Below are 20,798 nucleotides of genomic sequence, written 5' to 3' on the forward strand. Positions count from 1 at the left end.
ATATTTATACATGACAGGGTTGTTTTTAATTTACATTTTTACGATTAATGTCCACCACTTACTTTTTTATCAAAACTAATACCTTGTTGTTTTAGAATTCCGCTTACTTTCCATGCGTAGAAAGCCAAATAGGCAAAACAAAGTACACCGACAATATAACTCGATTGAATGGTTGTAACATCGGCTACATAACCTTGCAGTAAGCTTACAAAACCTCCACCCATAATCATCATAATCAAGAAGCTACTTCCTTGGCTAGTGTGTTTTCCTAAACCACTAACAGCTAATGTAAAAATACATGGCCAAAGCGTACTACAAAATAATCCAACACTTGTAAATGCATAAACACTAATCATTCCGTCAGTTGCCATTCCAATCAATAAAGCTGCAATTCCTAAACCGGAGAAAATCAATAACATTCGTGCTGGATTTCCTCTACTAGCAATATCAGCAGCAATCAATACTAAAATGATTAAAGCATATACATAAAATGGTGTCAAATCGTGTTTTGCAATAGCATTAACCAACAAGAAAACTCCAAATGCTAAATAAGGTGCAATGAAACGCAATATCTTTTGTGTGCTCATGTTATCGGTAAACGCTTCAACAGCTCCAGTCCAACGACCAATCATCAAACTTGCCCAATATAACGAAATGTAAGGCGCAATATCTTTAGTTAAAAACCCTAAATTTTTCTCCATATACGCTGGCAAATTACTTGCTGTAGAAACTTCTACACCAACGTAAACAAAAATGGCAATCATTCCCAATACTAATTGAGGATATTTCAACGCCGAACTTCTTGCTGAACTTGCTTCACTTTCTGTTTCTAAAATAGCTTGCGGTTTATCTGGAATTGATGAAAACTTTAATAAAATAGCAACCAATAAAAATGCTGCTCCAAGAACCAAATAAGGAATTTTTACACTTTCAATACTCATTTCTGTTTTTTCGGAAGTAGCAGAACCAAAAATAGCAAAACTCACAATTAATGGTCCAATTGTTGTTCCAAGGTTATTAATTCCTCCAGCCATTGTTAAACGTTGTGAACCTGTTGTTATTGGTCCTAGGGCAATCGCTAATGGATTTGCTACTGTTTGTTGTAACGAAAATCCTAAAGCTACGATAAACAATCCTGAAAGCATTAATGGAAACGAACCAGTATTTGCCGCAGGATAAAACAATAAAGTTCCTAAAGCCGAAATCGCTAATCCTAATGCTAGCGAATTTTTGTAGCCAATTCGGTTAATTAAATCGCCTTTGGTTACATACGAAATCAATAAATACAAAAGTGAACCAACAGTATAAGCAATGTAAAATGCCAAAGAAACCAATTGACTTTCTACTTGTGATAAATCAAATGCTTCTTTAAAAACAGGAATTAAAATATCATTACTTGCAGCAACAAATCCCCAAAAGAAGAAAACAGTTACCAAGGGAATAAATTGTGCCCAATTGGTTTTAATTTGGTTAGTACTCATAAATAAATTTTTAAATTTTGGTTTAGTTAATTGGTTTAAAAGAAATAGCAGTTCCTCCACCTTTGGCCAAAAGTAATTTAATTTTTGACTTAGAAGTAACTTGTATAGTTTTTATAGCATATGATTTTGGGTTCTTTTCCCAGTCAGCATCTTTACCATCTTGATAAATAACCGCTTCGTATTTTTTGTTTGGAGAAAGGAAATCTAGTATTATTTCTGTTTGACGTGCATTTTCATCAGTAATTGCTCCTAAAAACCATTTTTCAGATTTTTTATCTTTCCTCGCAACTGTGATATAATCTCCAGGTTCTGCCTCAATATATTTAGTCTCTTGCCAATCTGCTGGAACATCTTTTATAAATTGAAATGCATCAAGGTGTTTTTCATAATTTTCAGGTAAATCAGCAGCCATTTGTAAAGGCGAATACATGGTTACATATAATGCTAGTTGTTTTGCTAAAGTGGTATGTACTTGCTCTTTTTTAGTCTTGTCGTAAAAGCTCATTTTGATTTCAAAAATTCCCGGTGTGTAATCCATTGGTCCACCAAGAAGTCGTGTAAACGGAAGTATTGTTTCGTGCATTGGTGGATTTCCATTACTCCATGCATTAAATTCATTTCCTCGAGCTGCTTCTGCTGCAATATAATTTGGATAGGTTCTGTGATAACCTGTTGGTCGTGAACTTTCGTGAGAATTAACCATTAATTTATTGTCTGCCATTCGTTTAGCTACAAAATTGAAATGGTTTACCATAGTTTGTCCATCGTGAAACTCGCCACGCGGAATAATTTTTCCAACATAACCTGATTTTACCGCTGGATAACCGTATTGTTTCATTAAATCCATTGCTCGGTCTAAATGCCTTTCATAATTAGCCACTGAACCCGAAGTTTCGTGATGCATAATCATTTTTACACCTTTAGATTTGGCATAATCGTTAACTGCTTTTAAATCAAAATCTGGATATGGCGTTATGAAATCAAAAACGTCTTCTTTCCAATTACCGAACCAATCTTCCCAACCTACATTCCATCCTTCAACAAGAACTCCATCAAAACCATGCTTTGCAGCAAAATCAATATATCTCATAGTATTTTCTGTAGTTGCACCATGTTTGCCACTGGCTATCAACTCGCGAGACTCTGTATTTTGAGCATTTTGACTTCCTGCATAATCCCAAGTTGATTTTCCAACGTGCATTTCCCACCAAATTCCAACATACTTCATAGGTTTTATCCAAGAAGTGTCTTCAATTTTTGAAGGTTCATTTAAGTTCAAAATCATTTTAGAATTTAAAATATCTCTAGCATCAGTACTTATTATGATTGTCCTCCAAGGCGAAACAGACGGAGTTCTTAGATAAGCTTTATCTCCAATTGCATTTGGAACTAATAACGAAGTAAAACCAAAAGTCTTAGTATCTAAATTCAAATGCATCACTGGATAGTCAACAACTGCTGCTTCAAAAATATTCAAATAAACACCATCTTTTGATTTCATCATTAATGGTGATTGAACTACATGTTTTCCTGAAATAGACTTAACTCCTATTCCGTTATTCAAATTTAATTTTTGAGTATCAATATCTGACAAAAGTGTTTCATTATACTCATATTCCTGACTATCAAAATCACCAGGTATCCAAAATGAATTATGGTTTCCTGTTAAATTAAATTCAGAAACTTCATCTGAAATCACAAAATAGTTCAGATTAGGTTGTTTAGGAAAAGAATATCGAAAAGCAACACCTTCATCAAAAACTCTAAAAATAATCGAAAGCTTTTTATCATTTGCTTTTTGTACCAAAGTAATTACTAACTCATTATAATTATTCCTAATCGCACTTTGTTCACCAAGTACAGGTTTCCATACTTCGTCAAAGGTTGATGTATTACTATTTTCAACTGTAAATCCTTTAGTAAAATCGGTTCCATCCTTTAGTTTTAAACCTAAAAAACTCTGATTTACTACTTTCTTGTCTTTTAAAGTTACATAATAATTTGGTTTTCCTTCATTATCTAAACCAAAATTAACTGTTAAAGATTTGGAAGGTGATTGAACTTTTTGAGCATTTACAACTGAAACCAAAAAAAGTAATACTAAAATTTGAATTTTTTTCATCTAAAATACTTTGAAAATTTTTACAGAAAAAGTGGTACTAACTTTTCTATTTTGTTATTTTTTAATACTAAAAATTAATACATTCAAAAAAATGCTGATATAATTTTCATAAAAATACATTTAATCGCAAATTCTACTAACAGAGAACAAAAATAGTTATTAACGAAAACGATTTCTTTTACCATTTTTAACAAGTCTGAAAAAAAAATCCCGATTATATCGGGACTTTATTTATTTTCCATCAACATAATCCTGAAGATAAGCAAATCGTGGTGTTAATTTTCCATTTTCGGTTATCTTAGCACGATGTAGAATTCCGTCTTTATCATTATTAAAAAATGCAGGAATAACGTGTTGCATGAACATTTCGCCAAAACCTTCGCTGGCATCTTTTGGCAATTCACATGGAAGATTATCTACCGACATCACCATGATTGAACCTGGATGAGTGAATGGAACTTCTTTATCTTCGCTTGGCAAATACCCAAAAAACGGTTCCGCAATAGTTGATGCTTTAATAGTGCAAGCAATTGGTCCGTTAACATCACACGAAATATCGGCAACAACTTGAATTTTATTTTTTGACGAATTCAACATTTCACGAGTTAAAATATCAGGTGCGTTATTTCCATGAAAATGTCCTGCCATATAAATATCCGCTACCTTGGTAAATCGTTCAAAATCAGAAATATAATCTTTTGGATTTTTATAAAAATCTTGATTGTCTAAAATTTGACCGTCTTTTCGTTTGTTGTAATCTAAAACATCAATTTGAGTATAAACGGGTTGTGTATAAATTTTATTCAAAAAATCATCCACCGAAACTTGTTTTACCTTCATTCCGTCTAGAATTTCTTTTGCACCCATTCCTACTTTTCCGTGACCAGTCAACACAATTTTTATGTTGGGAAGAATTTGTCTTTTTAGTCTAACTATTAAATCGTCTTTGCTTTTTAGTGTTTCAGCTTTGGGCAATGTAAATAAATCATATTTAATTCCAAAAGCTCTAAAACCGTTGTAAGCACCAACAATTCCTGCATATCGCCCAAAACCAATCAATCGTCTGTTATTGGCATCAACTATGGTTTCGTGGTCAAAAAGTTCGATGTTTTTTTCTAAAATAGCTTGCAGTAACTTTCTATTATAAGGTTGAAATTTAATGGTATGCGAGAAGAAAAAGTATTTTTTGTTTGCAAGTAATGCGTCAACTGGAATTTCTTTTACGCCAAATAAAACATCGCAATCCGATATATCTGTAGCAACTTCAATTCCAAGATTAGCGTATTCTTCATCTGAAAAAACTCGAATATCTGAACTTTCAACTTTAATTTCAGCTTCCGGATATTTCGTTTTCAACTTTACTAATTCTTCGGGAGTAAAAACAACACGCCTGTCTGGCGGATTTTTTCTTTCTTTAATAATTCCAAATTTCATTACCTCAAATTTTAATTGCCCAAAAGTAAAGGTAACGAAAACGTTTTCAAAACTTTTTTTTATAAAATAATATTGTGGAAAACATGTTGAAAGGTTTGTCGTTTTTGTTCTATAAACCCATTTTGAATAATTATATTTGTTATTCCACATATTTATGAAAATGAAAAATAAAATTATTCTATATATTTCCCTATTACTATCCTTTTTTATAATTACAACTATTGCCGTTAGCTCGTGTTCCAAACAAGAAAAAATCGAAGAAGACGTTGTTAAAATCAACGAAAACGGAATTCCAATAATGCAACCTTTACAAGAAGAATTGCCAAAGCTTTCTGCTGATTTTTTAGCCGATAAAAAATATGGTGCATCATTTTTTTTTGAAAAGACTTGGTCAGAGAAAAATGATAATGTAGCTTTTTTGGTTGCTAAAAATGGACAGATTATTTATGAAAACTACATGGGTTTTGCCAACAAGCGAACCGATGAAATGATTACCAAAGACACACCTTTGCATACCGCTTCGGTAAGTAAAATTTTGACTGCAACAGCCGTTTTGATGCTTATTGATGCCAAAAAAATTGCGCTTGATCAAAAAGTTAATACAATTATTAACAATTTCCCTTATCCAGATGTAACCGTGCAAACACTTTTAAATCACAGAAGCGGAATAAAAAACTACGCCTACTTTACATATGAAAACAACAATTGGGACAAAAAGAAAACCTTGACCAACGAGGACATTATTAAGGTTATGATTGATAAAGAAATTCCGCTTGAGCGAAAAACAGATACTAACTTTAGTTATTGCAATACCAATTATGCTGTATTAGCTTTAATTGTGGAAAAAATCACCGGAATGAAATTTCCAGCAGCAATGAAAGAAATGATTTTCACACCACTTGGAATGACCAATACCTATGTTTGCGATTTTGAAAAAGACCGCGAAAACATTGTTCCTTCATACAAAGGTAATAATATGGAAATTGGCACCGATTATTTGGATGGAATTTATGGCGACAAAAACATTTATTCCACGCCACGTGATTTACTGAAATTTGATACCGCACGATATGCACCATTTTTCTTAAATCCTGAATTGATTAAAAAAGTATATCAAGGTTACAGTTACGAAAGCAAAGGTTTGAAAAATTATGGTTTAGGTATTAGAATGATTGAATTTGAAAAAGGCGAACCATTTTATTTTCATAATGGTTGGTGGCACGGAAACACTTCTTCTTTTATAAATCTTAGAAAGGAAAAAGTGACAATTATTACTTTATCCAACAAATACACCAAGAAAACTTATCAATCTAAAAAGCTTGCTGGCCTTTTTGGTGATTATCCATTTTCTCCAAATGAAAATAGTGATGATTAATAAAAAAACAAAAAAGCCTATCTTTAGATTAATCTAAAAATAGGCTTTTTTGTTGTAAACATGCCTAATTAACTATTCTTCTTTTTTAGTTTTTTTAGTTGCCTTTTTTGCTTTTACTTCTTCTACAACTTCTTCTTTGATTGTTTCAGCATTTTCCACTTTTGGCTCTTCTTTTGAAACTAAACCTTTAGCTTGAAGAATATTATACCAATTCAAAAGCTTTTTAATATCAGAAGCATAAACTCTTTCTTCATCATAATCAGGAAGAATTTCTTTGAAATAAGCAACCAATTTTGTGTTGTCTTCTTTATGAGAAATTGCTGGACCTTCGTTTTCTTTGATGGCAATTGCTCTCAAAATTTCTACTAAAGGTTTTTCTTCACTGTATGTGTACATTGAAATTTCAGACAATAAACTAACATTACTTCTCATTCCAACAGTAATTTTTTTTCCGTCTAACAGCGATTCTGCTAAAAACCCTGAACGAGTTTGTATTTTTAATTCAAATAATCCTGGTTTTCCAGCAATAGCTAATATTTTATCTACGTTCATCTTTTTTGTTTAATTAAGGGCACAAATATATAAATCAAAAATCAATTTCAAAGTTCAATTTCAATTGTGAAGTTTAAATTTTCTATTTTCGCAAAACGCTTGATTTTTGTTATTGATTTTGTAATTGTTATTGAAAATTATCTTCCTTTTTTGTTAGCAAATTTCATGCGGTAATCTGGTCGCGCTTTTCCATCCATAATGTTTTGGAGTTTCTTTTTAATCAATGTTTTTTTCAACATCGAAATTTTATCGGTAAAAAGAATTCCTTCAATATGATCGTATTCATGCTGAATTACGCGAGCAATCAATCCATCGAAAACTTCCGTTTTTTTATTGAAATCTTCGTCATAATATTCTAACGTAATTCTTTCGTTTCGATAAACATCTTCGCGAACGTCTGGAATACTCAAACAACCTTCGTTAAAACCCCATTCTTCGCCTTCTTCTTTCAACATTTTGGCATTGATGAACGTTCTTTTGAAGCTTTTTAGATGTTCGTGTTCTTCTTTTGACAAATCATCGCTGTCACTAAAAGGTTCGGTATCGATAATAAACAAACGGATAGCCAAACCCACTTGTGGCGCAGCTAAACCAACACCATATGCATTGTACATGGTATCATACATATTGGCAATAATTTCTTTTAAGTTTGGATATTCTGGCGAAATCTCTGCTCCAACCTGTCTTAAAACCGGTTCACCATATCCATAAATTGGGATAATCATTTTGATTGCTGATTTTAGATATTAGATTTTAGATATTAGATATTTCATTCTTTTATCTATTTGTCTATCGTCTTTATCTTAATTAATTTCTGTTTTTTTAAAGTGGCAAAATTAATGAAATTAAATCATTTTTCGGAGTAAATAATCTTGGAGTAAAATTGTAGCGGCAATTTCGTCAACCAAAGCTTTGTTTTGGCGTTTTTTTTTCTTCAATCCGCTATCAATCATGGTTTGAAAAGCCATTTTTGAAGTAAAGCGTTCATCCACTCGCTCTACTTTCATTTCGGGAAAAGCGGTTTTAAAATCAGCTACAAATTTTTCGATAATCGGTGTACTTTCAGAAGCTAAACCATTCATTTGCTTTGGTTCGCCAATCAGCACTTTTATTACATATTCTTTTGAAAAATAGTCTTTTAGAAAAGCAATAGCTGTTTCGGACGGAACGGTTGTCAAACCCGAAGCAATGATTTGCATTTCATCGGTAACGGCAACTCCGGTTCGTTTTATTCCATAATCGATGGCTAAAATTCTTGGCATATTTTGTTATTTTATCGCTTTAAATCGAGCTAATGGTGCCATTTTTCCTTTAACTAATTGAAGTTCATCTTCAACAATTACATAACTATCTACTTTTTCAAGCATTTTGACAAATTTTTGTTCCAAATCCATTTCAGGACAAGCCATCATGGTAGAAGCAACTGTCGAAAAAGACAGTGAAAAACTGGTTTTCATTACATAATTTCCCATCATATTATTACAACCCGCAAAAGCAGAAAATCTTCCGTCTTTGGAATTCAATTTTAAGAAATAATCCTTTTTGCCTTTTTGTTTGATTACTTTGGTATTCAATTCTACTAATTTCCATTTTGTTTCTGCTAAAGTAAACTTTCCTACCGCTGGATTTCCTTTTTTGATTATAGTTTTAGCCTCAATTCTATCATTCAAGTTTACAGTTGATTGATTATCATGTTCTGAATTCTCCATAGTTACATTGGAAACGTGTTGTTTTGATAATATGTAATCTTCAGCCAAACCGCCAGTGATTTTTTTACCTTCCATATCAAGTTGAGTTAAGTTATTTTCACCCACAAAATAGAATTTTGGAGCGTTTTCCATATCGTTCAAAATGATTGTATTTCCTGATTTATTCCATGAAAAAGTTCCTTTCTTTTCAAAAACTTTCTCACCTTTTCCTAGATATTTAGTTTTAACACAATAAGTGTTATTTTCATTAATAACAACCGTAGTTTCTAATCCTTCACAATCTGCACAAGGCAAAATACCTTTGTAAATTCCAACATAATCTATAGAACTCTTGGCATTATGACCATCCGTTACTTGAGATAAAACGGTATCTTTTTGAGTGTTTTTTTGTTCTGTCTCTTTTTGTTGACAAGCGAATAAAAAACTAAAAACCATAGCTAATGTCACTAATTTTGATTTCATTATACAACTGTTTTGGTTAGGATTATTTCTACTACAAACTTACTATTTTTGGTTTTTCTTTAGAACAGTTTAACATTATTTTTTAACTATTTAAAAAGTAAAATTCCACGATTGTAGAATTAAAAATTGGAAGTATATTTGTCAAAATTCAAAAAATCATGGTTACATTACAAAACGTTATTGAAACGGCTTGGGACAACCGAGCTTTACTACAAGAAGAATTAACAATTAACGCTATCAAAGAAGTTATTGCTTTGCTTGACGCAGGAACTTTGCGTGTTGCTGAACCAAGTTCTACTGGTTGGCAAGTAAATGAATGGGTAAAAAAAGCGGTTGTAATGTATTTTCCAATTCAAAAAATGGAAACTTGGGAAGCAGGCATTTTTGAATATCATGACAAAATGCTTTTGAAAACAGGTTATGCCGAAAAAGGAATTCGAGTTGTTCCACCAGCAACAGCAAGATATGGTGCTTACATTTCTAAAGGTGTGATTTTAATGCCAAGTTATGTAAACATTGGCGCTTATGTTGATGAAGGAACAATGGTTGATACTTGGGCAACGGTTGGAAGTTGTGCTCAAATTGGTAAAGACGTTCACCTTTCTGGTGGCGTTGGAATTGGCGGTGTTTTGGAACCATTGCAAGCTGCACCAGTAATTATTGAAGATGGCGCATTTATTGGTTCGAGATGTATTGTGGTTGAAGGTGTTCGTGTAGAAAAAGAAGCTGTTCTTGGTGCCAATGTTTGCTTAACTGCTTCTACCAAAATTATTGACGTTACTGGCGATGAACCTGTTGAATATAAAGGATTTGTTCCGGCACGTTCGGTTGTAATTCCAGGAAGTTATACTAAAAAATTTGCTGCTGGCGATTATCAAGTTCCATGCGCATTGATCATTGGAACAAGAAAACCATCAACCGATTTAAAAACATCTCTTAATAATGCATTGAGAGAATATGATGTAGCAGTTTAATTTTCTGAAATAAAAAATATAGTAAAATCTATGAGTTTATCGCCAATTGGGCAAGCTCATAGATTTTTTTTATTTGCTTTTCTTGGAAGTGGTTTTCAATAATATGTTCTCTTCCTGCTTGTCCCATTTCTTTAGCTTTTGCTGGATTTTCTAGAAGTTGTATCATAAAATCTGCCATAGCATTTTCGTCTTTTTCTTCAACTAAAAAACCTGTTTTTCCGTGAATTACGGCTTCTTTAATTCCGCCGTGAAGTGTGCTTACAACTGGTAAAGCCGAAGCACTTGCTTCTAGAATTCCGAGTGGTGTTCCTTCCATATCGCCATTAGAAGCTGTGATAGAATGCTGTACAAATGCCAATGAATTCCCCATCAAATTAGCAATTTCATCCGAATTAAGAACGCCAGTAAAATGAACCGAATTTGAAATATTTAATTCATCAACTAGTTTTTGACATTCTTCATACAAACCGGTTTTTCCACCAACCATAACTAATTTAGCTTCGGGAAATTGTTGTAATGCTTTATTGAACGCTCGAATGGTAAACAGTGGACCTTTTTTTTCTGTAAATCGTCCAACAGCTAGAAAAGTATTGGTATTGTTGTTTTCGGATATTGGTTTGAATTTTGAAACATCAACACCATAAGGAATAAGCTTCAGTTTTTCGGGAATTGCTCCAACTGCTATTAACTTATTTTTCATGACTTCTGAAACCGCAATGGTGAAAGTTGCATATTCAAACATTGCTTTGTATTTAGTTTTGTACTCTTTCAAAAGTCTTTTATCGGTTGCATCATGTCCGTGAAAAATTACAACTAAAGGAATATTCAACGCTTTACAAACTGGTACCATGTGCGCGCCAGGCATTCCATAATTTGCCAAAACAACTTCGATTTTATTGTCTTTCAGGTATTTTTTTACGGCATAATTTCCGAAGAAATTGTTTCTTCCTAAAAACAATTTTACCACTTTGTGAATTGCCCATAAAAATTTAGACGTCAACAAAGTTCCATCTTCTTTTTTCTCAGGAAGTCGTCCGCTATGAATAGTATAAACATCAGCCCAATTTTTAAAACCCGCAATTTGATCACGAATAAAAGTTTCGGAATAAGCATTTCTACTGGAACGAGTTATACAAATACGCATAGCTTTTTTTGAGTTTAATTAAAGATTAGAATCAATACCGATTGGTGTTTTGACTACTTTATTTTTTCTGGTGTTTTCTCGGATGGCATGATTTTTTTTCCATGTTTCTTCGTTTACGTAACCGCGTTTATGATCAAGATGAACACAAATAGCTGAATAACGTATTTGTTTGGATTTCAAACCTTTATTGAAAAGCCTTTCGCCCAATTCTCTATCTTGTCCGCCATATTGCATTTCTTGATTAAAACCGTTGACTTCCATCAAATCTTGTTTCCAACCCGAAGAATTATGTCCGTTCCAAGAAGCATTAGTTGGCGTTACAAAATTTAAGATTTTGGAACCTAAACCCGAGGCTAAAAATTTAATATTTTTAAAACTTGACGGCAAACCATTGGCTTTTAACCAATTCAAATCAAAACATCTTTGATTGATAATATCGTCTTTTGAAATTAATTTGGAAATATCCATTGGCAATTTAAAATAACCACCTGAAAGAAAATAACCTTTTTCTCTGAACTTACCATGAACTTCTACAAAATCTTTCCTTGGAATGCAATCACCATCAGTAAAAATTAAATAATCGGAAGTTGAAGCTAAAATGGCTTTATTCAAAATTTGCGATTTTTGAAAACCATTATCTTCTTGCCAAACATGAATAATTGGAATATCAATTTCGGTTCTTAATTTATCTATCAAATTTTTGGTAGCTTCACGCGAACCGTCATCGGCAATTATAATTTCGAAGTTTCGAAACGTTTGCACGCTAAAACCTAGTATCACTTTTTCAAGCCATTCTTCTGAATTATAAGTACTAAATATGACCGATATTTCCATTTATTTTAATTTTCGTTGCAAAATTACACTTTTTTATTCTTTGTCAATTCCTGATGTTATCCAAGTAACTTTATTTTTTTGATTAAATTTTCGAACTTCGGAATTGAATTTCACTTTTTCGGGATTGACATAACTTCGAGTATGATCGAGATGAACACAAATTGCCGAATAGCGTATTTGTTTAGACAACAACCCATTATTAAACAATCGTTCACCCATTTCTCGATCTTCGCCACCATATTCTAACAATTCATTAAAACCATTTATCGCTAGAATATCATTTTTAAATCCGGAAGAATTATGTCCGTTCCAAGAACGCTTTGTTGGCGTAATCCAATTCATAAAACCAGCAAAATAACGATTTCCAGTAAGCTTTGATAATTTGAAATTTGTTTTCAATCCTTGCTTTTTCAACCAAGAAATTTTGAAACAATCTTGATTGATAATGTCGTCATCTGAAATAGTTTTGGAAATCGACATTGGCAATTTAAAATAACCACCTGAAAGAAAAAATCCGTTCTCCTTGTATTGTAAATGTGTTTCCACAAAATCTTTTCTTGGAACGCAATCACCATCGGTAAAAAGCAAATAGTCAGAACTGGATTGAAGTATGGCTTGATTGAGAATTTTACATTTTCTAAAACCTAAATCTTCGTGCCAAACGTGTTGAATGGGATGCAAAAACTTTTGCTGAAAAAAATCAATTACTGCTTTAGTTTTTGAAGTCGAACCATCATCGGCAATGATTATCTCAAAATCTTTTTCTGACTGTACAGAATATCCCAGCAACACTTTGTGCAACCATTCTTCGGAATTGTAAGTAGAGATAATTATGGACAACTTCATACTATACAAACATAAAGAATAAATTGGATTTTAAGCAAAAGTTGGACTATCGTTTTTTAGGATTGAAAAAAAAACTAATTTTACCAAAAATACTAAGACCAATCTCAAAACAAATGACCAATCAACTGAAAAGCAATTTTGATATCGATGCTGTAATTTTATGGGTTGATGGAAGCGATGAAAAGCATATCCAAAAATTATCGCAATATGTTGAAAACAAATCTTTACTGGATAAAAAAGGTTTTTTAACGCGCTATTTACAAGTTGATGAGATTGAATATTGTGTAAAATCAATACAACGATTTGCGCCTTATGTTCGAAATATTTACATCATTACAGACAATCAAATTCCTTCGTTTTTAAAAAATCAATCCAATAATTCGGAATTTGAAAACGTAAAAATCATTGATCATAAAGTCATTTTTAAAGGATTTGAACAGTATTTACCAACGTTCAACTGCTATCCAATTGAAACGATGATGTCGCGAATTCCCGATTTGGCTGAACATTTCATTTATTTTAACGACGATATGTTTATTGTAAAAGAAACCAAACCAACCGATTTTTTTACAGCCAATGGTTATCCAGTTTTGAGAGGAAAATGGACCAATTTTGACACTAATAGTTTTAAAGAATTTTTGAGAAAAATTGGCATCAAAAAACGACGCATTTCAAAAGTTACTTATAAAAAATCTCAAGAAAACTCGGCCAAAATGCTCGAAATGAATCAGTATTTAAAAGTTAGTCACACGCCTTTTCCAATGCGAAAATCACCCTTCAACGATTATCTCGATAAAAATACTGACATTATGATTAACAGTATCAAACATCGTTTTAGAGATTCTTCTCATTTTATGATACAACTTCATGCAGCACATTTGGAAATATTGAACAATACTTATGAATTGAAAAAAAACTACAACTTAGTTCATTTTGGTTCTACCGAAAAATCGATGCTTTGGATAAAATCGAAGTTGTTTTTAACTGAAAAAGACAAAAGCAAACTATTCGTAAACATTCAAAGTTTGGATCTTTACCCCAAAGAAAAAATTGATTATATCTTAAATTGGTTGGATAGAATTTTAAAATAATTATATAGGTTTCTTATTCCTATGTTTCCATCTTTTGTGCGTCCAAAGATAAAATTCTGGAGCTTCAAGTATTTGTTGTTCTACTTTTCTTAGAAATGTTTCCGTAATTTCAAAATCAGGAACTGACTTGGCATCATCGGTTAATAATTCAAATTCCATTTCATAAAAACCTCTTTTTACTTTTTTAATTTTCATAAACATAATGTTCATGTCAAACTTTTTAGCAAGCATTTCGGCACCAGTATAAACAGGAACTTCAATTCCCATGAATTTACTCCAATAGGTTTTTTGTTTTACTTGTGGTGATTGATCACTGGCAAAACCATACAAACCTTTGACTCCTTTTTCATTGTTTGATTCAATAGTTGGAACGGTTTCTTTGGTCGTAATCAAGTATGCCTTAAAACGTGAACGTATTTTTTTTACTAAATCGTCAAAATACTTATTATTTATTCGTTTGTAAATGGCAAAACCCTCAAAAGTAATTCGGCTATTAATAGAAATACTCCATTCATAACTAGCATAATGACCACACATTAAAGCAATACTTTTTCCTTGTTTTTCTATTTCTAAATAATAATCTACATTCTTCAAAACAAATCTTTTCTCGATTTCTTTTACCGAAATCGTCATTGTTTTTATCATTTCAAGAAACATATCACACAAATGTTTATATGATTTCTTTTCTACAAGAAGTCGATCCTTTTCACTCAAATGAGGCAAAGCCAAAGCTAGATTCTCTCGAACTGTTTTTTTTCGATAACCAATAATTCGGTAAACCAAAATATAAACACAATCGGAAAAAATATACAGCAATCTGAACGGCAGAATTGAAATTAAAAAAAGGATTGGGTATAAAAGTATATAAAGTAGAAATTGCATTTTTATTTTTTTTGCAAATATAACCAAAACTAAATTCTGATTGTTTACCTTATCTTTGCTAAAATTTTGAAAAAAATGAATATCAACGAAGAAGTTCATAAAGCCTTTGAAGTAATCCAAAACGGAGGAATTATTCTTTATCCAACTGATACGGTTTGGGGAATTGGCTGTGATGCTACAAATCCAGAAGCAATCAAAAAAATCTACGCTTTAAAACAACGCGAAGAGAGCAAAAGTATGATTTGCTTAATGAATGGCGAAAAAATGATGTACAATGTTTTCAAAGAAATTCCAGAAGTAGCTTGGCAAATTTTGGATTTATCCGAGAAACCAACCACTTTAATTCTAGATAATCCGAGAAACGTAGCTGACAACATTATTGCGGAAGACAAAACTCTTGGAGTAAGAATTGTCAAAGAACCTTTTTGCTTCAAATTGATGGAGCGAATGAAAAAACCATTGGTATCGACTTCAGCAAATATTTCGGGTATGTTTACCCCTAAATCTTTCAAAGAAATTGCTCCCGAAATTATAAATGGTGTTGACTATGTTGTAAATTTGCACCGCGAAAAAATTTGTGACAAACCATCAACGATTATTAAGTTGACCAATGATAGTCAAGTAACAATTATACGTAAATAAAACACTACTCGTTGTCATTCCGAGGAACGAGGAATCTCATCAAACTATTCTGATTATGAGATTCCTCGTTCCTCGGAATGACAAGATTGAAAATAAATTATGAACTACAAAACAGCCTTAAACAATCCAATATTTGAAATAATCTCCAAAGCGAGCCAAGAACTTAACCTTGAAAGTTATGTTATTGGTGGTTTTGTTCGTGATTTTTTATTGCAACGCGATTTTAAAAAAGACATTGATGTTGTAGCTGTTGGTTCTGGAATTGATTTGGCATTAAAGGTTTCGGAATTGTTGCCAAACAAACCTAAAGTTCAAGTTTTTAAGAATTATGGAACAGCAATGCTTCGTCACAAAGAAATTGACATTGAATTTGTTGGCGCGCGAAAAGAAAGTTATACAGAAGAAAGCCGTAATCCAACTGTTGAAAACGGAACATTAGAAGATGACCAAAATCGACGTGATTTTACTATAAATGCGTTAGCTTTTTCATTAAATCCAACTAATTATGGTGAACTGATTGATCCGTTCAATGGATTGCAGGATTTAGAAAACAAAATTATCAAAACGCCTTTAAATCCTGACATTACCTATTCTGATGACCCGTTGCGAATGTTACGAGGAATTCGTTTTGCTACGCAATTAAATTTTACCATCGAAGAAAAATCGTTACAAGCCATTGCCGATAATAAAGACCGAATAAAAATTATTTCAGGTGAAAGAATTGTGGATGAATTAAACAAAATTCTGGCAACCGAAAAACCGTCCATTGGATTTTTACATTTATACAAAACTGGTTTACTCGATATTATTTTACCCGAATTGACTGCGTTAAACAATGTAGAAGAAATTGAAGGTCATACACATAAAAACAATTTCTATCACACCTTAGAAGTTGTCGACAATATTTGTCCAAATACTGATGATTTGTGGCTTCGTTGGTCGGCATTGTTGCACGATATTGGAAAAGCACCAACAAAAAAATTCAATAAAAAACAAGGTTGGACATTTCACGGACACGAATTTTTGGGCGGAAAAATGGTCAAAAAAATATTTGAGCGTTTGCACATGCCATTAAATCATAAAATGAAGTTTGTTCAAAAAATGGTGATGATGAGTTCGCGACCAATTGTTTTGGCAGAAGAAATTGTTACTGATTCGGCTGTACGACGATTGGTTTTTGATGCCGGCGAAGATGTTGATAATTTAATGACACTTTGTGAAGCTGATATTACCACCAAAAACCCGAAGAAATTCAAGAAATACCACGATAATTTTGATATTGTTCGCAAGAAAATCATTGAAGTAGAAGAACGTGATCGTGTTCGAAATTTTCAACCACCAATTTCGGGAGAAGAAATTATGGAACTATTCAACTTAAAGCCATCTCGTGAAATTGGCATTCTAAAAGAAGCCGTAAAAGAAGCCATTCTCGAAGGAGAAATTCAAAATGAGTATCAAGCGGCTTTGGATTTTGTTTTAAAAAGAGCAGAAAAATTAGGATTGAAAAAAATATAAAATTTTGGTATTAGATTAACTATTGTTATATGTTTTTTTATTCATCAATACTTAATTTTGTAAAAATAAAAAATTGTGAAAAAAGATAAATCAGTCATTTATTGGCTACTTTCAGGATGTATTTTACTTTTTATAATGGTAACTGTTGGTGGAATTACACGACTAACCAATTCAGGATTATCAATGACTGATTGGCATTTGGTTACCGATACTTTCCCACCAATGAGTGAAGAAAAATGGCAAGCTGCTTTTGACGAATACAAGAAATTTCCCGAATACCAAAAGATTAATATTCATAACGATTTTCAACTCGACGATTATAAATTTATCTATTTTTGGGAATGGTTTCACCGTTTTATTGGTCGAATTATCGGTTTGGTTTTCATTATTCCGTTTGTTTACTTTTTAATCAAAAAACGAATTGATAAAGCCACACTTAAAAAATGTTTTGTTCTCCTTTTTATGGGCGGATTTCAAGGATTTTTGGGTTGGTTTATGGTAAAAAGTGGTTTGATTGACAATCCAGATGTAAGTCATTTTCGATTGGCTTTACATTTGACTTTTGCATTTATAACCTTTGCTTATACGCTTTGGGTTGCATTGGATTTAATTTATCCTGAACGAAATGAAGTGATTATTTCGCTAAAAAAACTAGCCAGAATTACTTTAGTTTTTCTAATTATTCAAATTATATATGGCGGATTTGTAGCTGGTTTAAATGCTGGATTAATTCATAATCATTGGCCATTAATGAGTGATGGTCAATTTTTTCATGAAAGTATAAAATTGGAATATGACAGTTGGTTGCTTCGCTTCACCGAAGGAAAAAGTGGTGTTCAATTTGTTCACCGAACAATGGCTTATGTGGTTGTTGGTTTAATTTTATTTTTATATTTCAAAAGCAAAAAATATTCGCTTTCAACCCAACAAAAAAATGGATTAAATGCTTTGGTTATTTTGGTTTTTTTACAATTTGGGCTGGGTGTTTTTACGCTTTTATACGCTGTTCCGCTTTGGCTGGGATTAACCCATCAAATCATGGCTTTCTTTCTGTTGTCAGCAATGACATACACATTACATCGATTATCAAAATAATACGATTTTCATGACTATATTGTCGCAGTTACTTGTTAACCATTTAAATGTCAAAACTTGCCAAAGAAGATAAATTTTTAGATTTATCAGATTATGGAAGATCTTTCGGGAGATTTTTTGCTAATCAATTAAAAGAAACTCGCTTTACTCCTATTCATGTTACGCTCCTTTTCGGAATTTCTGGAATATTAGCTATTTATTTTATCATAAATAATCAATATTGGCTAGCCGCTTTTTTTATCGTGCTAAAATCGGGCATTGATGCAGCTGACGGTGAACTGGCAAGAATGAAAAATACGCCATCCTATTCGGGAAGATATTTGGATAGTGTTTTTGATATTATTTTAAATTTTCTGTTTTTAATGACCATTTGTTATGTTTCAAAAACTACTATTTGGTTTAGTTTATTGGCTTTTATTTGTATTCAGCTCCAAGGAACATTATACAATTACTATTATGTTATCTTGAGAAACAAATCTGTTGGTGGCGATACAACGAGTAAAGTGTTTGAATACAAAACGCCCAAAGCTTTGCCAGGCGAAACTCAAAAATCCGTTGATGTTTTATTTAAAATTTATACTGTAGTTTATGGTAGTTTTGATAAAATGATACACGCTTTAGACAATGATGCCTACAAAGTCAAGACATTTCCAAACTGGTTTATGACACTACTTTCAATTTATGGTTTAGGATTTCAATTATTGATTATAGCGGTAATGCTACCTTTAGGTTGGATTGAATTTATCGTTCCCTTTTTTATTGTTTTCTCCATTCTAATCTTTGTATTAATATTGATTAGAAAACGATTTATAAACTAAAAAAAGACTTCAAATTGAAGTCTTTTTTTGTATTTGTTATGCTTTTTTCTTCACTTTTATCGAACATCCAATGGCTTTTGTAACCACTGGAGAAGGTTCAGTTCCTTTTTCTAAAGCCGCAATGGCATTTTCTAAATATTTTTCTTTTACTGCCGAAGCATCATCGGTGTTATCATCTATCGCACCAATATATTTTACGATAAGATTTTTATCCAGAAGAAATACATGAGGTGTTTTGGTTGCGCCATATTGTGGATAGATTTTTTGCCCTTCATCAACTAAGTAAGGAAACGAAAATCCTTTTTCTTTGGCTTTCTTTTGCATCAATTCAAAAGTATCGTCAGGTTGTGCCGCTGGATCATTTGGATTGATTGCCAAAAGATAATAACCTTTCTCTTTATACTTCTTTGCCAAAGTGTTAATTCTATCTTCATATTTTACAGCAAACGGGCACGTATTGCATGTAAAAACAACAATAAAACCTTTAGCATCTTTATAATTTGCCATGCTGTATTGCTTTCCATCAACCGATTTAAGTTTAAAATCTGTTGCTTTATCGCCTGGTTGATAACCAGTTGATACTGTTTTTTCTCCAACTAAAAAGGAAGAAAAAAACATCATTAGTAATGTTACTACTTTCATAATTATTATTTTAGATTGATAAATGAGTTTACGTATTGATTAAGTTCATCAAAATTTTCAAAATCGCGTTCGGCAAATTGTTTTTTCTTCCTATTGAGAAGTAACGTAGCCGGAATAGCACCAGACCAATCAGCATCTACTTTCGAAAGCCACGAATTATAATCTTTGTCTGCTAAGAGCAAAACTTTGGATTTCAATTTTCTTTTATCGATAAATGGAATGAGTTTTTTGTCTAAATCTTTCTTGCTGTCTAAACTGACCAAAATGACTTTTACATTCTTATTCTCGGCATTTAATTTTTCAAAATAGGGTAATTCTTTGATACACGGCGCACACCAAGTTGCCCAAAAATTGATAACATAAATGTTTTCATCTTCTATCAAAATGTTTGTGGCAAAATCGTCATAGGTATCATAAACCGTAACTTTTTCTTGCGCTTGAACCGAAAAAGTAACGAAAAGTAAAACGAATAAATGATGAACAGCTTTTTTTATCATAATCCACGAAGTTAGTGAGTTATGATAAGAAGCAGTTTTGTGTTAACAAAATTTTATTATTGTTTTGCCCTTCGAATACGCTCTGGGTGACAAAAGTACTATTGAATTAATACTCTTTAAAAAACAATCCTTACTTTAGTAATTCAATTCTACAATTATGAGAGAAGAAATCACCAATTACATTTCGCTTTTGGATGAAAATTATCAGGAAATTGCACATCGATTATTTGAAACGATTGAAGCAAATTTGGTTTCAACCGAAAATAAAATTTGGCATCGACATCCAGTTTGGTTTATAGACGGAAACCCAATTGTTGGTTTTGACAAACTGAAAAACGGTTTGCGATTGATGTTTTGGAGTGGCGCAAGTTTTGATGAAGAACAACTAAAAATTGGCTCAGGAAAATTTAAAGATGCTTCCATAACTTACACGTCTTTAAACCAAGTAAATACTGACGATGTAAAACGCTGGGTTGAAAAATCATTCAATATACAATGGGATTATAAAAATATCGTGAAACGAAAAGGTAAACTTGAGCCACTTTTTTAAATACCCAAACCATTCCTTACAATCATTCACACGTTCGCGAGCAACAATTACCTCATCGTCTTTATTGGTTTGGAAAGTTAATTTTTATTATATTTTTCTTTCTTTTACTTAAAAAAAGATTTTTTTCATGAGC

Annotated in this window: 21 protein-coding genes; 8 read left to right on the forward strand and 13 right to left on the reverse strand. The window is 32.1% G+C overall.

Annotation, left to right across the window (positions count from 1 at the left end):
• Positions 1 to 44 precede the first annotated feature (44 nt).
• The 3 genes from IAI56_RS03920 to IAI56_RS03930 all read right to left on the reverse strand — a co-directional run bounded on the left by IAI56_RS03920 (position 45) and on the right by IAI56_RS03930 (position 5,037).
• Positions 45 to 1,481 (reverse strand): MFS transporter, encoded by a 1,437-nt coding sequence (locus IAI56_RS03920; protein WP_187656632.1) that lies wholly within the window; start codon positions 1,479 to 1,481, stop codon positions 45 to 47.
• Between the two features lie 22 nt (positions 1,482 to 1,503).
• A complete protein-coding gene (locus tag IAI56_RS03925; RefSeq protein WP_187656633.1) occupies positions 1,504 to 3,603 on the reverse strand; it encodes a glycoside hydrolase family 97 protein in 2,100 nt (699 codons plus the stop codon).
• A gap of 231 nt (positions 3,604 to 3,834) precedes the next feature.
• Complete coding sequence (locus tag IAI56_RS03930) at positions 3,835 to 5,037, reverse strand: NAD(P)-dependent oxidoreductase (protein ID WP_187656634.1); 1,203 nt, start codon at positions 5,035 to 5,037, stop codon at positions 3,835 to 3,837.
• A 160-nt stretch (positions 5,038 to 5,197) separates the two neighbouring features.
• Here IAI56_RS03930 and IAI56_RS03935 point away from each other — a divergent pair, with 160 nt between their 5' ends.
• Complete coding sequence (locus tag IAI56_RS03935) at positions 5,198 to 6,412, forward strand: serine hydrolase domain-containing protein (protein WP_317192461.1); 1,215 nt, start codon at positions 5,198 to 5,200, stop codon at positions 6,410 to 6,412.
• A gap of 72 nt (positions 6,413 to 6,484) precedes the next feature.
• Here the strand turns inward: IAI56_RS03935 and IAI56_RS03940 are convergent, their stop codons facing one another.
• The 4 genes from IAI56_RS03940 to IAI56_RS03955 all read right to left on the reverse strand — a co-directional run bounded on the left by IAI56_RS03940 (position 6,485) and on the right by IAI56_RS03955 (position 9,135).
• Entirely contained in the window at positions 6,485 to 6,964 is a 480-nt protein-coding gene (locus IAI56_RS03940) for a DUF5606 family protein (protein WP_187656636.1), read from the reverse strand.
• 137 nt (positions 6,965 to 7,101) lie between these two features.
• Positions 7,102 to 7,689: a peptide deformylase gene (def, locus tag IAI56_RS03945; protein WP_187656637.1), complete on the reverse strand. Its 588-nt coding sequence runs from the start codon at positions 7,687 to 7,689 to the stop codon at positions 7,102 to 7,104.
• A 120-nt stretch (positions 7,690 to 7,809) separates the two neighbouring features.
• Positions 7,810 to 8,226, reverse strand: a complete 417-nt coding sequence (gene ruvX / locus IAI56_RS03950) for a Holliday junction resolvase RuvX (RefSeq protein WP_187656638.1) — start codon at positions 8,224 to 8,226, stop codon at positions 7,810 to 7,812.
• A gap of 6 nt (positions 8,227 to 8,232) precedes the next feature.
• Positions 8,233 to 9,135 carry a copper resistance protein NlpE N-terminal domain-containing protein gene (locus IAI56_RS03955; RefSeq protein ID WP_187656639.1) on the reverse strand — a complete coding sequence of 301 codons (903 nt, stop codon included), beginning with the start codon at positions 9,133 to 9,135 and terminating at the stop codon, positions 8,233 to 8,235.
• Between the two features lie 158 nt (positions 9,136 to 9,293).
• On the opposite strand from IAI56_RS03955, the gene IAI56_RS03960 reads away from it, so the two are divergent.
• Entirely contained in the window at positions 9,294 to 10,109 is an 816-nt protein-coding gene (locus IAI56_RS03960) for a 2,3,4,5-tetrahydropyridine-2,6-dicarboxylate N-succinyltransferase (RefSeq protein ID WP_187656640.1), read from the forward strand.
• A 28-nt stretch (positions 10,110 to 10,137) separates the two neighbouring features.
• On the opposite strand, the gene IAI56_RS03965 is transcribed toward IAI56_RS03960, so the two are convergent.
• The 3 genes from IAI56_RS03965 to IAI56_RS03975 are packed head-to-tail and all read right to left on the reverse strand — an operon-like array spanning position 10,138 to position 12,933.
• Positions 10,138 to 11,253 carry a glycosyltransferase gene (locus IAI56_RS03965; protein WP_187656641.1) on the reverse strand — a complete coding sequence of 372 codons (1,116 nt, stop codon included), beginning with the start codon at positions 11,251 to 11,253 and terminating at the stop codon, positions 10,138 to 10,140.
• 18 nt (positions 11,254 to 11,271) lie between these two features.
• Positions 11,272 to 12,087, reverse strand: coding sequence for a glycosyltransferase family 2 protein (locus tag IAI56_RS03970; RefSeq protein ID WP_187656642.1), 816 nt, complete (start codon positions 12,085 to 12,087; stop codon positions 11,272 to 11,274).
• Positions 12,088 to 12,120: 33 nt separating this feature from the next.
• On the reverse strand, positions 12,121 to 12,933 hold the full coding sequence (locus IAI56_RS03975; protein ID WP_187656643.1) for a glycosyltransferase family 2 protein: 813 nt from the start codon (positions 12,931 to 12,933) through the stop codon (positions 12,121 to 12,123).
• Positions 12,934 to 13,046: 113 nt separating this feature from the next.
• Between IAI56_RS03975 and IAI56_RS03980 the strand changes: the two genes are divergently transcribed.
• Complete coding sequence (locus tag IAI56_RS03980) at positions 13,047 to 14,024, forward strand: stealth family protein (protein WP_187656644.1); 978 nt, start codon at positions 13,047 to 13,049, stop codon at positions 14,022 to 14,024.
• Here IAI56_RS03980 and IAI56_RS03985 read toward each other — a convergent pair whose 3' ends face one another.
• The gene (locus tag IAI56_RS03985; RefSeq protein WP_187656645.1) at positions 14,025 to 14,906 is read right to left on the reverse strand and encodes a lysophospholipid acyltransferase family protein; all 882 of its coding nucleotides are present in this window, start codon (positions 14,904 to 14,906) and stop codon (positions 14,025 to 14,027) included.
• A 75-nt stretch (positions 14,907 to 14,981) separates the two neighbouring features.
• Here IAI56_RS03985 and IAI56_RS03990 point away from each other — a divergent pair, with 75 nt between their 5' ends.
• From IAI56_RS03990 to IAI56_RS04005, 4 genes are all read left to right on the forward strand, one after another.
• The gene (locus IAI56_RS03990; RefSeq protein WP_187656646.1) at positions 14,982 to 15,548 is read left to right on the forward strand and encodes an L-threonylcarbamoyladenylate synthase; all 567 of its coding nucleotides are present in this window, start codon (positions 14,982 to 14,984) and stop codon (positions 15,546 to 15,548) included.
• Positions 15,549 to 15,647: 99 nt separating this feature from the next.
• On the forward strand, positions 15,648 to 17,063 hold the full coding sequence (locus IAI56_RS03995) for a CCA tRNA nucleotidyltransferase (RefSeq protein WP_187656647.1): 1,416 nt from the start codon (positions 15,648 to 15,650) through the stop codon (positions 17,061 to 17,063).
• 72 nt (positions 17,064 to 17,135) lie between these two features.
• On the forward strand, positions 17,136 to 18,158 hold the full coding sequence (locus tag IAI56_RS04000) for a COX15/CtaA family protein (RefSeq protein ID WP_187656686.1): 1,023 nt from the start codon (positions 17,136 to 17,138) through the stop codon (positions 18,156 to 18,158).
• A 47-nt stretch (positions 18,159 to 18,205) separates the two neighbouring features.
• Positions 18,206 to 18,976 (forward strand): CDP-alcohol phosphatidyltransferase family protein, encoded by a 771-nt coding sequence (locus tag IAI56_RS04005; RefSeq protein ID WP_133532864.1) that lies wholly within the window; start codon positions 18,206 to 18,208, stop codon positions 18,974 to 18,976.
• A 36-nt stretch (positions 18,977 to 19,012) separates the two neighbouring features.
• Here the strand turns inward: IAI56_RS04005 and IAI56_RS04010 are convergent, their stop codons facing one another.
• Positions 19,013 to 19,618: a thioredoxin family protein gene (locus tag IAI56_RS04010; RefSeq protein WP_187656648.1), complete on the reverse strand. Its 606-nt coding sequence runs from the start codon at positions 19,616 to 19,618 to the stop codon at positions 19,013 to 19,015.
• Between the two features lie 5 nt (positions 19,619 to 19,623).
• Positions 19,624 to 20,115, reverse strand: coding sequence for a TlpA family protein disulfide reductase (locus IAI56_RS04015; protein WP_187656649.1), 492 nt, complete (start codon positions 20,113 to 20,115; stop codon positions 19,624 to 19,626).
• A 157-nt stretch (positions 20,116 to 20,272) separates the two neighbouring features.
• On the opposite strand from IAI56_RS04015, the gene IAI56_RS04020 reads away from it, so the two are divergent.
• Positions 20,273 to 20,665 carry a DUF1801 domain-containing protein gene (locus tag IAI56_RS04020; RefSeq protein ID WP_187656650.1) on the forward strand — a complete coding sequence of 131 codons (393 nt, stop codon included), beginning with the start codon at positions 20,273 to 20,275 and terminating at the stop codon, positions 20,663 to 20,665.
• Positions 20,666 to 20,798 lie beyond the last annotated feature (133 nt).

It is taken from the genome of Flavobacterium macrobrachii (assembly GCF_014486675.1).
Classification (GTDB): Bacteria; Bacteroidota; Bacteroidia; order Flavobacteriales; family Flavobacteriaceae; genus Flavobacterium; species Flavobacterium macrobrachii.